Origin of the sequence: Agrobacterium vitis (assembly GCF_013426735.1) — a bacterium.
Lineage (GTDB): Bacteria > Pseudomonadota > Alphaproteobacteria > Rhizobiales > Rhizobiaceae > Allorhizobium > Allorhizobium vitis_D.
This window is the reverse complement of record NZ_AP023273.1, coordinates 850,531-866,144: the sequence shown is the minus strand read 5'-3', so window position 1 is coordinate 866,144 and position 15,614 is coordinate 850,531. Positions and strand designations below refer to the sequence as shown.

The window sequence follows — 15,614 nt, the reverse complement described above, 5'->3', positions numbered from 1 at the left end:
GATGACGACTGCGTCATTCTTGATGATGGAGATGATTAGAGTTTGTCAGTGAAAAGTGGAACCTGGTTTTCCCGAAAAGACAAACGAAAACAAAAGAAACAAGAGCCTGTCTGGTTCAATCTGAACCTGACAAAGTCTAGGCGCATAATAGATACCAACGCCGTGCCTCTGCTAGGGGCACGGCGTTTTGCATTTCAACGGCTATTCGGAACGGATTATTCGGGCGGCAGGACGTGGGCGCTGCCGATGACGGTCAAATAAGACAGATCGCCCGGCCTTGGCAGATCAAGGCGTGACATCCTCACGGAAAGAGGCGGCATTGCCACATCGTTACCCTGCAATTGCAAGGTGACCGTTCCACTTGCACCTGAAAACTCGACATCCAGCACCCGCACTGGTATGCTTGCATCTGTCATTGCCGGTTTGATGCATATCTGCTCCGGTCGCAACATAATGTCGCCACTGCCGGTGTTGGCGCCTTCCATCGGGATCACTCCAAGCGCACAATTGGCTTTCTCACCTGCAAATATTGCGGGAACAATGATGGCTTCGCCCAGGAAAAGCGCTGTTTGGCGGTCAATCGGTCGCTCGTAAAGCTCTCTGGGCGCGCCAGCCTGTACCAGCTTGCCATCGCGCAATACAGCAAGCTGATCCGCGAAGGACAGTGCCTCTGTCTGGTCGTGGGTGACAAGAATGGTGGTGATCCCGGCGGCGGCCAGCAGTTTGGATACTGCCTTGCGCATGGTTTCTCTCAAGCCGGTGTCGAGTGCCGAAAACGGCTCATCCAGCAACATCAGTCGAGGTTGACGGCCAAGGGCGCGCGCCAGGGCCACCCGTTGCTGTTGGCCGCCTGAAAGTTGATGAGGACGCCGGGTTAGCATGGTGGGATCGAGTTCGACCATTTCGGCCAGATTGCTGATCCGCTCAACGCGGTTCTTCAACCCGCGTTCAAAGCCGAAGCCGATATTGTCGGCAACACTCAGGTGGGGAAAAAGGGCGCCGTCCTGAGAGACGATGCCGATGCCGCGTTTATGGGCTGGCTGCATGAAGCCCGGCTCGGCTTGAAGGGCGCCGCCAAGGCTGATCCGGCCCGCGTCCGGCATTTCGAAGCCAGCGATCAACCGCAAAAGTGTGGTTTTCCCTGAGCCAGAAGGGCCGACGATGGCGGTGCGACTACCGGCGGGAATAGCCAGCGAGACATCGTTCAATGCCTGCACATGACCATACTGTTTGCTGACGGATTGAATATCGAGAAAGGTCATTGGCCAGCCGTGCGTTTGGATTGCGACTGCAAAAGCAGGGTAAGGGGCAGGGAGAGGACCACCATCATCAAGGCGAAGGGAGCCGCTGCCACATAGTCGATTTCGCTGGTCAGTGACCAGAATTTGGTGGCAAGTGTGTCGACCCCGTTGGGCGCCAGCATCAGCGTTGCGGTCAGTTCATTGGTGATGCCCATGGCAACCAGCGCGATACTTGCGGCGGCGCCCGGTGCTGCCAACCGCATCGTTGTCAGCCAGACCGCTCGGGTCGGGCTTTTACCAAGGCTCATGGCGGCCCTTTCCAGTTCCATCGGAGCCTGCGAAATGCTGGAACGCAAACCTACCATGGCGCGCGGCAGGAAAAGCAGGATATAGGCAGCGATGAGCGTGGCGAATGTCTGGTAGAAAGGCAGCGCTACCCGCACCGTGATGGTCACCAGCGCCAGCGCCACGACGACGCCGGGCAGAGAGCCGACATAATAATGGCAGGCCTCCAGCAGCTTTTGCAGGCGTCCCGGTGCGCGCACCGACAACCAGGCCATCGGCGCTGCGGCTAGCATCGAGAGGATGCCGCCGGTCAGTGCCAGCACGATGGTTTCGACGAAGGCTGCGCCGACCATGTCATTCTGCCAGACACGGAAACCGCCGATATAGAGCCACCGCAGCAGCGTATAGACAGGCACGCCAAGCGCCAGAACCGTTACGGTGAGCAGCAGCAGCAAGGCTGGAACGACAAAGCCGCCCAGCTCGTGGCGCGGAGACGGCCGAATGGCGCCAGAGCCGACGCGTGCATAGCGTTCGCTGCCGCGCAGAACTCCGTCAAGACCCAAGAGCAGCAAGCAGCAGAAAACCAGAACGCCGCTCAGCATATTGGCGGCAGGGCTGTTATAGGCCGATTGAAACTGATCGACGATGGCGGTCGCAAAGGTGTCGAACCGGATCATCACGAACAAGCCGTATTCGGACAACAGGTGCAGCGCCACCAGCAATGCGCCCCCGAGAATGGCCAGACGCAATTGCGGCAAGACCACGCGGAAGAAGACCTGCCACGGTCCAAGGCCGAGCGAGGCTGCTGCATCCTCTATGGCCGGATCGAGCCGGCGAAGAGAGGCGGCGACGGGTAAGTAGAGAAACGGGAAATACGCGAGCACCGAAATAAACACCGCGCTCCACAGCCCATGCATACCGGGCGAAATGCCGATCCAGGCATAGCTGTGCACAAAAGCTGGAACAGCAAGCGGCGTCACCATCAGCCAGGACCAAAGCCCGGCCCAGGGCAGGCGTGTCCGCTCAATCAGCCAGGCGAGGGCCACGGCAAGCACGATGGTAATGGGAATGGTTGCCGCTTCCAGCAGGACCGTGTTGATCAGTAGGTCGCCGACACGACCACGAAAGACCAGGGCTTTCACCGTCTCCCAGCCGACATCGACCGTCACCCAGGCGATAAAGCCAAGTGGCACAAGGCTGAAGGCGGCGACGAATCCTGCAATCGCCAGAAGACCGATATGCCCGGCAGGCCGGTGCTGGCGCCCTGCCGTCATCCCTGTCTGCGCTTTGGGCGCTGTTCGCCTATTGTCCTGCAACAACGGTATTCGATCTTCTTGTTATGGCAATATCGATGCGGGCGTGTCTGGAAAAGCCAAAATGACTCTAAAAAAGGCAATCGCCGATTGGCGATTGCCCTAAGCCTTTCTTGAGAGAAAGACAATAGTTTCGAAGTGACGGCGGCATCTGGCAACGGACCTGGCCGGTTGCCTTAACGCATGCCGACTGTTTTAGAGAATTCCCGTATTACAGAATTCCGGCAGCCGTCATCATTTCCGTGACCTTCTTGCTGTTCAGCTTGGTCGGCTCCACCTTCGGTGCATCCAGATCCTTGATCGGCACCAGCTTGGCATTCGATTCCGCACCCTTGCCGACGGCATATTCATAGGATGTGCCGGTTTTCAGGATCGCCTGGCCTTCCTTGCCGGTGATGAATTTCAAGAAGGCCTGGGCATCCTTCATGTGTTGCGTGGACTTGATGATACCGCCGCCGGAAATGCTGAGAAAGGCGCCCGGGTCCTGATGCTTGAAATAATGCAGCGCCACGTTACCGCTGTTTTCCGCGGTCTTGGCCTGATCGCCGAACCAGTAATAATGATAGATCACCGCGCCTTCGACTTCACCGGCATTCACGGCCTTCATGGCAACGCTGTTGCCCTTGTAGAAGGTCGCATTTTCCTTCAAGGCCTTCAGCCACTTGGCGGTCGCTTCCTCACCCTTCAGCTCCAGGAGGGCGCTGACGATGGCCTGGAAATCCGCACCTGATGGAGAGGCTGCCCAACGGCCTTTCCAAGCCGGATCGGCAAGATCGAGCAGGGATTTTGGCAGCTTATCTTCGCTGAGCTTGGTCTTATCATAGGCAAACACCGTGGAGCGGGCAGCAATGCCGATCCATTGGCCATTGGCTGGACGAAACTCCTCCGGCACTTGCGCCAGGGTATCGGCATCAACAGGAGCAAACAGGCCAGCTTGATCAACCAGCGTCATGGCTGGCGAATTTTCCGTCAGAAACACATCGGCTGGTGAGGCTTCGCCTTCCTGCAAGAGCTGATTGGCAAATTGCATGTCGCTGCCCTGGCGCATCGTCACCTTGATGCCCGTCTGCTTGGTAAAGGCCTCGACCCATTCCCGGCCCAGGCTTTCGTGCTGGGCATTGTAAACCACAATGCCGTCGCCGTCGGCGGCGAAAGCCGGCACAATTGCAGTCGTGGCGAAGAGGGCGGAAAGAACAGCCATAGCGCGGAGGTTGGAAATACGAGAGATTTTCAAGTCAGTCTCCTTGTCGAAGGGCAGAAGGAAGTTACAAATCTGGACCTTGGTTAGGTAAGCTGAGTATTAAAGTCAAGTTACTCTCGGTTGGGAAGTGTGTGGCCGCTGAACGGCTTAGCTGTATCCGGCGCCTAAAACGACTGTTGGATACGCCTATGGCCGTGGGAATGAAGGGCTCGATGCCCTTTTATCGCACGCTATCGCATTATGGGTGCAACCGGTTCTGCGTTCCGGATCACAATGAATTGTAATGTGGAGAACGGAAACGTTGATTTGGGAGGGCCAATCCAGACGCCTATCAAGGGGTGTTGGCGGCCTTTGCGGATAGGGTTGAGGCCGCAGCGGCATCATTGATTGCGGTTCCATCGGAGCGTACGACGACAGCATTGGAAGCGAGATTGAGCCCTGCGGCCTTGAAGGCGGCGAGCAGACGCTTGATACCTTCGCGCTTGATCAGGCTGGGATTGCCGGGCCGGCAAGTGAACTTGAAGCGGATGACCATGGAATTTTCATTGACCTCCTGAATGCCCTGCATTTTGAGAGGTATAAGAAAATCGCCCGCAAATTCTGGCTCTTCGAGCAGTGACAGACCGACTTTCTTTGCTGTTTTTCGGATCATTTCCAGATCGGCGTCGCGGTCGAAGCGCAATTCGAATTTAATCGTACCCCAATCACGGCTGAAATTTGTAACGGCGGCAATCTGGCCAAAAGGCACCGTATGCACGGGTCCATTGTGGTGGCGCAAACGTACGGAGCGCAGGGAAATCTGCTCGACAGTGCCCTGAAGCTTGCCGACATCGATATATTCATCGATCCGGAAGGCGTCTTCTGCCAGAAAGAATATGCCGGAAACGACATCCTTGACGAGCGCTTGCGATCCGAAAGAGACGGCAAGGCCAAGCACGCCGAAGCCCGCGAGAAGCGGCGCGACATTGACGCCGAGCGAGGACAGGATGACCAGGAGTGCGACGGCGAGCACCGCACCCATAACCAAATTGCGCACGACAGGCAGAACCGTCGATAACCGGCTGGTGGTTTTCTGTTCGCCATCATCCTCGTGACCCGGAAGTTTGACGGTATTGACCGGGGATATAGTCTCGAAAAACTTCCAGAGGAAGCCGCAGACAAAGGCGCTACAGACAATGGTAATGCCAAATTGCTGTAAATGGTTCAGCCAGTAGGAAGCATCCACCCCGGCATTGGCCAGAAGCGGTTGCCACAAGATGACGGTGATGTGAATTCCGATCAGCCAGATTGCCCCGGTAAATGGGATGCGCAAGGCCCAGAGCAGGACCGAATGGAAGCCCGGACCATAGACGGCTTCCCGTCGTATTGCCAGATATTGAAACAAGCCAGAGACACCGCGATGCAGGATGGGAATCAGTATGAACACTATCTGGCTGATGCCCGACACGCGCACCCAGAGGACGTTTTGAGCCGTTCCGGCCACCAGAAGACCAAGCAGCCATATAACAATTGTGGAGACGATGTAGAAATTGGCGATGAGATTGCCGGTAATACGCTGCCATCCGTTGGCATGGCCGGAATGAGAATTGGCGATGTCGCTCCGTCCGACGATAAACCAGACCAGCAGATAGGCGGTGATGATGGTGGAGCTGAGGAACAGCCAGCCATCCACCGCCATCGGGGCTAGCCCGCGGGCATCGGCCAGATTGAGGCTGCTATGGGTAAAGCCGGACAAAAAGCCGAAGCCCACCATCATTTTCAGATGCCAGGACGGGTCGGCAATATCGAATAACGGTTCGAAACCATTGATCCTGGCAAAGAGCAGGCGTCCGAAACTGGCAAAAATCGCGGTCGTCATGGCAATATGAATGAAGCTGGAGGTAACCTCTTTGCCAAATGAGCCGGAGACCAGGCCCATTTGGGCGCCATTGCGTGCCAAAACCACGAATATGACGACCGCAAGTAGATCTCCCGCGAGGCGCAGGCCTGCAAATAAGGCCTTGGCAAGTGGGCCACGATCTGGCCCAAGACGCGGCATGAGCCTTGCGAACGCCATCAGAAACACGGCTGATGTCGCGAGCCCGGCAACGATGGCACCGGCGGCTGTCAGGCTGAGTTCCTTCATCCCCGTTTGCTCTTCATGCAACGATTGCATGCTGTTGCTAAACGCAGCCGGCAAGCTTTGCAGGCCGGTCAATGCGACGGTCCCGCCGCGTCGAAGGGCAGTTGCCACTTCCCCGTAGGCAGCAGTCATCATGTCAGCTTCCATGGTGGCGGAATTGGTCTGCGCAGTTTGGGCAGTGGTTACTTCGGGTGATGGGGATGGTCCAGGGGTGGTAGCGGGTAGGGCTTGCTGGGGCACTAGATTGTTCTGTTCCGCTGCAGCTTTGGCCGGACCCTTAGCGCTGTCTTGCGCGGCAACCCCTGACATTAATCCACTGGAAAGGCTTGTGAGGAGGAGGATGGCGATGATCAGGCCGGTATGCCGGCACCTTGCGATAAGCTGTGTCATCTCTTCCCCCCGGCGTTTAGCCATCCGGCTATGCTATGCCTTGGGAAGTATTAGCGCGATTTTCTGAAAAATCAGCAAAGCCATCGCGATGCGACAGGAATTTTCATGCAAAAATGGCGCGAAACCCAGTCTCGCGCCATTTTCCAGTTATGAGGAGATGTTTACGGTGAAACGCATTGGCGGCGTGGGCCGTTATTGGGCTGGAACGTATTGTCTGAGGCCCGGTAGGACCGGTAGCGATTATAGCACCATTGAGTGTGCGAGTTTCCACCCTGTGGCCGTGCGCTGAGGGCGCCGCCAATGATTGCACCTGCGGCCAATCCACCGATAATTGCGCCCGCATTGCTGCGGTTATGGCGACGGTGATATCTGTCACGATCATAGCGGTTATAGCCGCGACGACCGTCCCAATTGCGATCGCTATGGCGACGTGGACCAGGAACATAGCGACGCTGGCGACGATCGTCAGCCCAACTATTTTCCGCGACCTGGACGCCGCCCTGTGCTGTGGCGCCGGGAACGCTCTGCATCTGTGCAGGTTGCGAAAGCACTGTTGGTGCGGCGGATGCGCCCACCGGCACCATACCTGTCAGCAGTGTCGCGGCTGACAGCAGAATTGCGGCAATTTTTTTCATTTCCTCACCTGTTTCCGTCTTTGAATTAACCCGTAAACTGTTTGCCAATACAAAAAGTTCCTTGGTTCTGCATTTAGGGCGTGTGCAGTTGCCTCTGGAGGGTTTCTTGCCATCGAAATGAAAATCGCCGCCAGCTCACGTTCTCGGGAACAAAATCCTCTGTGGAGGCTTTATTGCGGACTTCACAAACGCGAGCGGTTCTCGATGAAATATGTTCTCCCAATTCTATTGGCCACAGCCATGCCGGCCATGGCCCAATCGCCGCAGCTCGAGCAGGCTTGTCATATGGTGCTGCAAAATTTTCTGATGAAGCCGGATGTGAAAATCGGCCAGACGCAGAGCTTTCCTGAATTGACCCCTCCAGGAGCACGAATCAGCTTTTCCGAGCGACAGGACGTGGACGCCACGAAGATGGATGACGTCATCGATTGCGAGTTTCAAAAAGCGACCGCACCTTTCGGCCTGACAAAATTCTGCATCTCCAGCACGTGCTATTCGCAAGGTGAGCGCGCCGACGACCGTCGCCGCCGTTTCGAGGAAATGCAGGCGTTGATGAACAGGAAGTAGCAGCTCTGATGCATTTCCTTGAAGCGTTGCCAAGAGGATGGTGGCATTTCAGAGCGTGGGTAAGCGCGCCCGACAAAAGCAAATAAATCCAAACACAATTTTGAGGTGATATGACTCAACACGCTAGCAAACCAAGACGTCGCATGCAGATTTTCGTCGGCTCCCTTTTCATCATTGGCTGCCTTATCGGTGGCTACTATGTGATTGGCTACCATCCCGGTGAAGTGGAACCGGAAAATCCACTCAACAGCTCAAGCCAAACCAATCCGTAATCTTTTCTTTCAGCATCTGAGCGAGATGCTAGAAGTAGATATTTCAGATATACAAGCGAAAATAATGCATTGTCGTGCAATCGCTCTTCGTCAATGACGTTTCTGAAATCATCCACTCTCGGCGCAACAGTCTTCCCTTTAGAAAGGGCGGCTGTTGCGGAAATACCGCAGTCATTGCGTTTTATTCCAAAATTGCAAATCACTTATTGGCTTCAAAATCGAGTCGATCTAAAAACTATTTATGTTCAACACCAATCAGGGAGGCTTTATGGCATATTTTTCCACCTCCCCGGTGGCCAGCGCCAATTTCATGTTGGCAGGCGCCAACCGCAGTTAATCTGCGTGTACGTAACGATCAGTCCGTTACTTTGTGTTGAATCCGGTTTGTCCGGGAATAGAATTTTCTCCCTCTAACGCCACTTTATCGCGTTTCCGCGCGGTTTCCATTCTATTCATATGTCGGAGCCGGCTCGCGCCGGAATTTTCCTATGGCTTTAGGTTATAAATCTCGCCGTGGCGGGGCATTTCGCAGCGTTTTCGGTTTCTGTGCGGTTCATTGGCGCCGGCAGCCGGGGCGTGTTGTCTTCATGCTGTTTGCAGTATTGCTTTCCACTTTGGCGGATGTGTTGACGCCACTGTTCTCCGGTCGTTTGGTTGACGCGGTCGTCTCCGGTCGTGCCGATGACAGCCTAGCCTGGGACAGCGCCATTGCCGCTTTCGCCTGGTTGATGGCCCTCTCCGCCGGAGCGGTCTTGCTGCGCCATGCAACGTTTACGACCATCATCGGCTTTACGCTGCGCTCCATGTCGGACATTGCCGCTGATGCTTTCTCTCGCATTCAACGCTTTTCCAGCGATTGGCATGCCAATAGCTTCGCTGGTTCGACGGTGCGCAAAGTAACGCGCGGCATGTGGGCACTCGATCTGCTGAACGATACGGTTTTCGTGGCGCTGTTTCCCTCGCTGGTCATGCTGATCGGTTCCACAGTGCTGATGACGTGGCATTGGCCGATGATGGGCCTGTTGGTCGGGGTCGGGTCCGTTTGCTTCGTGTTGTTTACGGCAATCATGGCTCTGCGTTACGTCGCGCCAATGGCCAGCATGGCCAATAGTTGGGATACCAAGCTGGGTGGTTCTCTGGCCGATGCGGTGACCTGTAATGCTGTGGTCAAGGCCTTCGGTGGGGAAAGCCGGGAGGAAACCCGCCTGAGCTGGGTGCTGCAAAAATGGCAGGACCGGACGCGTCGCACCTGGACGCGCGGCACACTGAATGGCAGCCTGCAAGCGGCCTTGCTGATGGTGCTGCGCGGTGGGGTTTTGGGTCTGGCCCTTTGGCTATGGAGTGCGGGAAAGGCCAGCCCCGGTGACATCACTTTCGTGCTGACAGCCTTTTTCATCCTACAGGGCTATCTGCGGGAAATTGGTATGCATATCCGTAACTTGCAACGGTCAGTCAATGATATGGAGGAACTGGTTTTCCTGCATGGTCAACCCCTTGGCGTCGTGGATGTGGCCGGTGCAAAACCTGTTGTCATCGAACGCGGCAAGATCGAATTCGATCGGGTGTCCTTTCATTACGGCAATCATTTTGCGCCGCTCTACAAGGACTTTTCCGTTGTAATCCAGCCCGGTGAGAAGGTTGGGCTGGTTGGCCATTCCGGCTCCGGCAAGACGACGTTCATCAAGCTCATTCAGCGTTTGCATGATGTCAACGGTGGGGCGATCCGGATCGACGGTCAGGATATCGCACTCGTTGCCCAAACCTCGTTACGCCAGCAGATCGCCATCGTGCAGCAGGAGCCGATCCTGTTCCATCGCTCGCTTGCGGAAAACATCGCCTATGCAAGGCCCTCGGCCAGCCAGCAGGACATCGAAACCGCTGCAAGGCTTGCCAGCGCCCACGGCTTTATCGAGGCCTTGCCGAAGGGGTACGGTACATTGGTAGGTGAGCGTGGCATCAAGCTTTCGGGTGGTGAACGCCAGCGGATTGCGATCGCCCGTGCCTTCCTTGCAGATGCGCCGATTCTTATTCTGGACGAGGCAACGTCAAGCCTGGATTCGGAATCGGAAATGCTGATCCAGGAAGCTATGGAACGACTTATGCAAGGCAGAACCACCTTGGTCGTGGCGCATCGGTTGTCGACCGTGCGGGCGCTCGACCGGCTGCTGGTCTTCGATCACGGCCGGATCGCTGAGGAGGGGACGCATGAGAGCTTGATCAGGATGAAGTCAGGCATTTACCGTGGTCTCTTCGAGCGTCAGGCGTTGGAATTGACCAAGGGCATGGTCTTCGGAGAATAGGCTTTTTCTAGGACAAAAACGCTCTGCGTCATACCAAGGGCCATTGAAAATGGCCCTTGGTTCAGGTCTGCCGCATAGCGTTGTGGCATTCCGACCGTGTGTCGCTATCGCCAGGCAATATCATGGTGATCCGCAAGCCTTTCGGCTTGACATTGCCGGCAAAGACCTTGCCGCCATGCCGTTCGACGGCGGTCTTTGCAATTGCCAGGCCAAGGCCGTATCCGGATCCACTGCCGCTGCTGCCTGAACTGATAAAGGGGCGAAAAATACTTTCAAGATCATCTTCTTTGACGCCAGGACCCTCGTCCGTGAAGGTGAGTGTCAGGCCATTCGGTGAAACGGTTGCCGAAATCCGGATTACTGTCGCTTCTCCGGTATATTTGATCGCGTTTCGCAAGACATTCTCGATGGCGCGATAGATAAGCTCTCCATTGACAGCTGCGACAAAACTGCCACTCCGCTGAAAGTCAATTGATACGGCCTTTTCCTGCGCTTCAAAAGTCGCATCCTGAACAATCTCATCGAGAATATCGAGAATATCGATAACCAGGAGCTGATTTTCTTCATCTGTCTTCGAGGACAGCCTGGCTAAGGTGAGGATCTCACCAACCAGCCGGTCTAGCCGTTCGATTTCGTGGTCCATGCGATCCAGCAGGCCTGGGAGACGGACAGGGTTTTTCCGCAGGATGCCGGTAACGGCTTGCAGACGCGATAAGGGTGAACGGAGTTCGTGGGAAATATCATGAAACAGCCGTTCTCGGCTCTCATGCAGTTCCTGCAGGCGCATGGCGCTGATATCGAAATGCTGTGTCAGAATTCCAATTTCATCCTTTCGGTTTTTGACAGGATCGTGGATGCGGATGCTGAAGTGGCCTTCTGCCAGCATTTTTAGCCCATGGCGAAGCCGCTCAATGGGTGTCAGCAGATATTTCGTCAGCAGGTAGGCGGAAAACAGGCTGGCGACAAGGCCTATCAGCCAAGGCAACACAAGTGGCCAGTTATTGCCGATAGTCGATTCATCAATGGTGAGCGTATAACAATGGTTGGCGTAGGATATGGCAATGCTGCCCGGAAATTGATCCTTTGCGCAGGCTTGTTGGGCAGCGGCTGGTACTGCCTGGAGTTGGAAATGCCCATCGTCTCCTGTGGGTGTAATGCTGCGGATAAACGCCTGTGTTTCCTGCGGCCCGACACGCTGGAGCATCTCGGCGATTTGCGCGGCAATGATATTGTTCTGCGTCTCAGCAATGCGCATATGCGGCGGCAGCTGGCCGTTGAACCGTGGAAGCGATATGCCCAGCATGGTTGTCAGCGTGATTGTCAGCCAGACAATGACGAAAAAACGCCAGAAAAGCCGAGGCATCAGCTATCCTGTAGCAGAATATAACCCTGCCCCCGAACAGACTGGATCCAGCTTTGTCTGTCTTTTCTGAGGCCGAGTTTCTGTCGGATACTGCTGAGATGAACGTCAATACGCCGGTCGAAAGGCGTCAGGGGCCTGCCGAATACACTTTGGGAAATGTCATGTTTGGAAACGACCTTGCCACCATTGCGGACCAGAAGTTCCAGGAGATTGTATTCCGTCCCGGTCAAGGCGAGAGCCTCACCATTGATATGCGCCTGCCTGCTCGTCGGATAAAGAACGAGCTCGCCGCTTTTGAGCGGTTGAGATGGATGTTCAGGGGGTGTCTTGCCGGTCCGACGCAATATTGCCCGCAGCCGCGCCACCAGTTCACCAGGCGAACAGGGCTTGGAGACGTAGTCGTCGGCACCAAGGTCTAGCCCGGTAATCCGGTCCTTGTCATCCCCCCTGGCTGTCAGCATGACGATAGGAATTTCACTCGATTTTCGGATATTCTGCAAGACATCGACACCATTCATGATCGGCATCATGACGTCGAGAACGATGATATCGGTCGCGCCACTGTCGACAAAAGCAAGGCCCTTGGCGCCATCGTCTGTCGCGAGTACATCAAACCCTTCATCCGTCAGATATTCGCAAAGCAAACCGGTAAATTCCAGGTCGTCATCAATCAAAAGAACACGCGTCATTTTTCAGCTCTTCGTGGCGGTGGCCTGTTATAAGTGAAAATCGACCAAGGGGTTCAAGTTTTACATAAGTTTACGTGCTTATGGTAGATGTTGTCCCGACATGTGGTAGCAGTTCATGCACGTTTAGAGTCGCCATGATGTTAACGGCGGCTCCAGCGGCCCATGACTGGGCTTGCAAATCAATCAGGCCGGACGGAAAATCGCATCTTTAACCCGCCGACTTGGCGCTTGCCCGACTCGTATCCATCATGAAAAGCCACTTGAAAAGTCTTGCCCATCGCGACCGCACCGAGACGAGCGACCGCCATCTGGCATTTTATCTGACCTTTATTGCCGGCGCGGCCAATGCTGGCGGGTTTATGGCGGTCGGTCAATATACCTCTCACATGTCTGGCATTGTCTCGTCCATGGCGGACAATCTGGTGCTGGGCGATTTAAAACTTTTGATGATGGGATTGCTCGCGCTTTGTTTCTTTCTTGCAGGCGCTGGGTTTTCTGCAATTTTGATCAATTGGGGCCGCAGACGAGATTTGAGGTCGGTCTACGCGCTGCCGTTGGCGGTCGAGGCGTGGCTGATGGGGGTGTTTGCCCTTTCCGGGGCAATCAACTTCAGCGAAAAGGGCGAGGCAGTGGCTTTTGTCGTTATGCTTCTCTGCTTCATCATGGGCTTGCAGAATGCCATCATCACAAAACTCTCCGGTGCGCGCATTAGAACGACCCATGTGACGGGCTTGGTCACCGATACCGGCATCGAACTTGGCAAACTATTGTATTGGAACGGATACTCAAATGGTAAAGTTACATACCCACCGGTCCGGGCCGATTTAGCCAAGCTTTGGCTGCTGGTGCGCATGGTTGGATTGTTTTTCGGCGGAGGCGTGGTCGGGGCTATCCTGTTTCAACGAATCGGCGTTTCCGCAGCGGCGTTTCTGGCGATACCTCTGGCGCTCGCCGCTCTCTATCCGATGCTTGAGGACTATTCCTCCCAAAAGCAGCGCTGAAGGTAAATCCGGTCCGCATGTTGTGTCATTGACGCGCTGTAAAGTGGTTGACGTTCCTGTTTGGCTGGATATAACGCCTGCCAGAGATTCTGTTGCAAACCAGACAGAGTCTGGATGTCGGCATCCGGCGTCGGGCTTAGGAAGAGTGTCCGAGTGGTTTAAGGAACCGGTCTTGAAAACCGGCGTGCGGGAGACCGTACCGTGGGTTCGAATCCCACCTCTTCCGCCATTCTGAAAAAAAGATCAATAAAATCAGTTGGTTACGCGTTGAATTGTCAAGCTATTAGGCTCGGTTTGACACTTTATGTTCTCGTTTCGCCCTCCTACTTCGAAGGGGAGGGGCGTCTTGGGTGATTGTATCATTATGAAATAGCGCTGCGTTTCCTACGTCCTTGGTCGCGATCACATGTCGTGGGTGTCTTGTGCAGCGCTTCTGCGTTTCAGCAGGAACCACAGGAATGCCAGGCTCATGGCGGCCATGGCAAACCAGGTTATTGCATATTGGAGATGGCTATTCGGAAAACGGATCTGGGTTAAGCCGCCGACCGGATAGCCGCCCGGCACATCGCTTTTGTCGGCATCCATAAAAAACGGCGCTACTTGCGTCAGATTGCGTTTGGCGGCAATGGCTGAAACGTCGCGTGAATACCAGCGATCGGCATTCGCATCGTTGGAGCGGAGCAAGGTTCCGTTCGGTTCGCTGATGCGCAAAAGGCCGCTTACTGTCACGTTTCCAGGGATCTGGCCTTGCGCCCGGCGTGACGGGTCTTTGCGGTCCATCGGCACAAAGCCCCTGTTGATTAACAGGGTTCCATCTCTTTCGGTCTTGAGAGGGGTCATGACCCAATAGCCGGCGCCCAATTCCGTGGCGGCGTAGACCAGGGTTTCCTTGTCGTGCTCGTAAATGCCAGAGGCCTTGATATGGCGGTATTCATCGGCGTCGCGATTGACGGCAGGCCATTGCGGTGGTGATGGTGCATCTACCGGCTCGGCATGAACACGCGCATCGACGCGAGCGATCAATGCCTGTTTCCAACCAAGGCGTTCGATTTGCCAGATGCCGAGCGCGATAAATAAGGCTGTTGCCAGCAGGAGAAAGCTGGATAGTGCAACCTTCTTTATCGAAATATGCCTGATGGCCTGCTGGTCTGACATTTTCCAATCATCCTGGTACGGATCGGGCGATAAGCGTTATGCCGCCCGATCGGATATCGGCGTCCTTACGGGACGTTACGCATCATTTCGGGGCTCATCGGCATCATATTGGTGTTCAAGTGATGCATGACCCAGAGTGAGCCGGAGAGTGCGATAACGACAACGATGATGGTGAAGATCAGCGCCATCATGTTCCAGCCGCCTTCCGACTTTGTATTCATATGCAGGAAGTAGATCATATGAACCACGACCTGGATGGCACCAAGGCCCATGACGATGCCAGCCAGCAAGGCCTTGTTGGTCAGGCTGCCGCTCATCACCAGATAGAACGGTATCGACGTCAGGATGACCGACAAAATAAAGCCGATCATATAGGTCTTCATCGAGCCGTGGCTGGCCTCATGGCCGCCATGGTTATGACCATGGCCGTGGCCGTGGGGATGTGCGTGCGTTTGGTCGTTCATCCGATTACTCCCAGCAGGTAGACGTAGGAGAATACGCCAATCCAGATAACGTCGAGGAAGTGCCAGAACATCGACAGGCACATCAGGCGACGGCGGTTTGCTTCGATCAGTCCATGCTTGCCGACCTGGGCCATCAGGGTCACCAGCCAGATAATGCCGAAGGTCACGTGCAATCCATGTGTGCCGACCAGGGTAAAGAAGGCCGACAGGAAGGCGCTGCGATTTGGACCTGCACCTTCATGGATCAGGTGAACGAACTCATAGAGTTCGAGCGCCAGGAAGATTGCACCGAATACACCGGTTACGCCCAGCCAGATCAGCGTGGCGGCCTTGTTGTTCCTCTCCATCGACAGCATGGCAAAGCCATAGGTGATCGAGGAAAACAGCAGCATGGCTGTATTGATCGCGACCAGTTTCAGGTCGAACAGGTCAGCCGGAGCCGGACCAGCCGCATAATTGCGACCGAGCACCGCATAGGTAGCGAACAGCATAGCAAAGATCAGGCAGTCGCTCATCAGATAGAGCCAGAACCCAAGGTTCGTGCTGCTTTCCGGATGATGCTCTTCGACCAGATAGAATTCCGGCTTTGCGGTTTTTAAAGTTCTGGGATCCATTT

Annotated in this window: 14 protein-coding genes and 1 tRNA gene; 5 read left to right on the top strand and 10 right to left on the bottom strand. The window is 55.3% G+C overall.

Features of this window, described 5'->3' with window-relative positions; translation table 11 throughout:
* Positions 1-215: 215 nt before the first annotated feature.
* From H1Y61_RS21105 to H1Y61_RS21085, 5 genes are all read right to left on the bottom strand, one after another.
* A complete protein-coding gene (locus H1Y61_RS21105) occupies positions 216-1,262 on the bottom strand; it encodes an ABC transporter ATP-binding protein (protein ID WP_180574713.1) in 1,047 nt (348 codons plus the stop codon).
* Positions 1,259-2,800: an ABC transporter permease gene (locus tag H1Y61_RS21100; RefSeq protein WP_180574712.1), complete on the bottom strand. Its 1,542-nt coding sequence runs from the start codon at positions 2,798-2,800 to the stop codon at positions 1,259-1,261. Before H1Y61_RS21100 ends, H1Y61_RS21105 begins: the two co-directional genes overlap by 4 nt.
* Positions 2,801-3,050: 250 nt before the next feature.
* The gene (locus tag H1Y61_RS21095; RefSeq protein ID WP_180575242.1) at positions 3,051-4,040 is read right to left on the bottom strand and encodes an iron ABC transporter substrate-binding protein; all 990 of its coding nucleotides are present in this window, start codon (positions 4,038-4,040) and stop codon (positions 3,051-3,053) included.
* A 331-nt stretch (positions 4,041-4,371) separates the two neighbouring features.
* Entirely contained in the window at positions 4,372-6,297 is a 1,926-nt protein-coding gene (locus H1Y61_RS21090; RefSeq protein WP_180574711.1) for a mechanosensitive ion channel family protein, read from the bottom strand.
* Positions 6,298-6,713: 416 nt separating this feature from the next.
* Entirely contained in the window at positions 6,714-7,187 is a 474-nt protein-coding gene (locus tag H1Y61_RS21085) for a BA14K family protein (protein ID WP_174113133.1), read from the bottom strand.
* 117 nt (positions 7,188-7,304) lie between these two features.
* Between H1Y61_RS21085 and H1Y61_RS21080 the strand changes: the two genes are divergently transcribed.
* From H1Y61_RS21080 to H1Y61_RS21075, 3 genes are all read left to right on the top strand, one after another.
* Entirely contained in the window at positions 7,305-7,754 is a 450-nt protein-coding gene (locus H1Y61_RS21080) for a hypothetical protein (RefSeq protein WP_234903490.1), read from the top strand.
* 143 nt (positions 7,755-7,897) lie between these two features.
* Positions 7,898-8,026, top strand: coding sequence for a hypothetical protein (locus H1Y61_RS26975; RefSeq protein WP_267889532.1), 129 nt, complete (start codon positions 7,898-7,900; stop codon positions 8,024-8,026).
* A gap of 488 nt (positions 8,027-8,514) precedes the next feature.
* Entirely contained in the window at positions 8,515-10,326 is a 1,812-nt protein-coding gene (locus tag H1Y61_RS21075) for an ABC transporter ATP-binding protein (protein ID WP_180574710.1), read from the top strand.
* A gap of 61 nt (positions 10,327-10,387) precedes the next feature.
* Here the strand turns inward: H1Y61_RS21075 and H1Y61_RS21070 are convergent, their stop codons facing one another.
* Both H1Y61_RS21070 and H1Y61_RS21065 read right to left on the bottom strand, forming a co-directional pair.
* Positions 10,388-11,689, bottom strand: a complete 1,302-nt coding sequence (locus H1Y61_RS21070) for a HAMP domain-containing sensor histidine kinase (protein ID WP_174113135.1) — start codon at positions 11,687-11,689, stop codon at positions 10,388-10,390.
* Positions 11,689-12,378 (bottom strand): response regulator transcription factor, encoded by a 690-nt coding sequence (locus tag H1Y61_RS21065; RefSeq protein WP_174113136.1) that lies wholly within the window; start codon positions 12,376-12,378, stop codon positions 11,689-11,691. Before H1Y61_RS21065 ends, H1Y61_RS21070 begins: the two co-directional genes overlap by 1 nt.
* Before the next feature lie 221 nt (positions 12,379-12,599).
* On the opposite strand from H1Y61_RS21065, the gene H1Y61_RS21060 reads away from it, so the two are divergent.
* Positions 12,600-13,379 carry a YoaK family protein gene (locus H1Y61_RS21060; protein ID WP_235680923.1) on the top strand — a complete coding sequence of 260 codons (780 nt, stop codon included), beginning with the start codon at positions 12,600-12,602 and terminating at the stop codon, positions 13,377-13,379.
* Between the two features lie 139 nt (positions 13,380-13,518).
* Positions 13,519-13,608 (top strand) — tRNA-Ser (locus H1Y61_RS21055).
* A gap of 173 nt (positions 13,609-13,781) precedes the next feature.
* Here the strand turns inward: H1Y61_RS21055 and H1Y61_RS21050 are convergent.
* From H1Y61_RS21050 to cyoC, 3 genes are all read right to left on the bottom strand, one after another.
* Positions 13,782-14,534 carry an SURF1 family protein gene (locus tag H1Y61_RS21050; RefSeq protein ID WP_180574709.1) on the bottom strand — a complete coding sequence of 251 codons (753 nt, stop codon included), beginning with the start codon at positions 14,532-14,534 and terminating at the stop codon, positions 13,782-13,784.
* A 65-nt stretch (positions 14,535-14,599) separates the two neighbouring features.
* Complete coding sequence (gene cyoD, locus H1Y61_RS21045) at positions 14,600-14,998, bottom strand: cytochrome o ubiquinol oxidase subunit IV (protein ID WP_180574708.1); 399 nt, start codon at positions 14,996-14,998, stop codon at positions 14,600-14,602.
* Positions 14,995-15,612, bottom strand: coding sequence for a cytochrome o ubiquinol oxidase subunit III (cyoC, locus tag H1Y61_RS21040; RefSeq protein ID WP_180574707.1), 618 nt, complete (start codon positions 15,610-15,612; stop codon positions 14,995-14,997). The genes cyoD and cyoC overlap by 4 nt, the downstream gene beginning before the upstream one ends.
* Between the last annotated feature and the right edge of the window lie 2 nt (positions 15,613-15,614).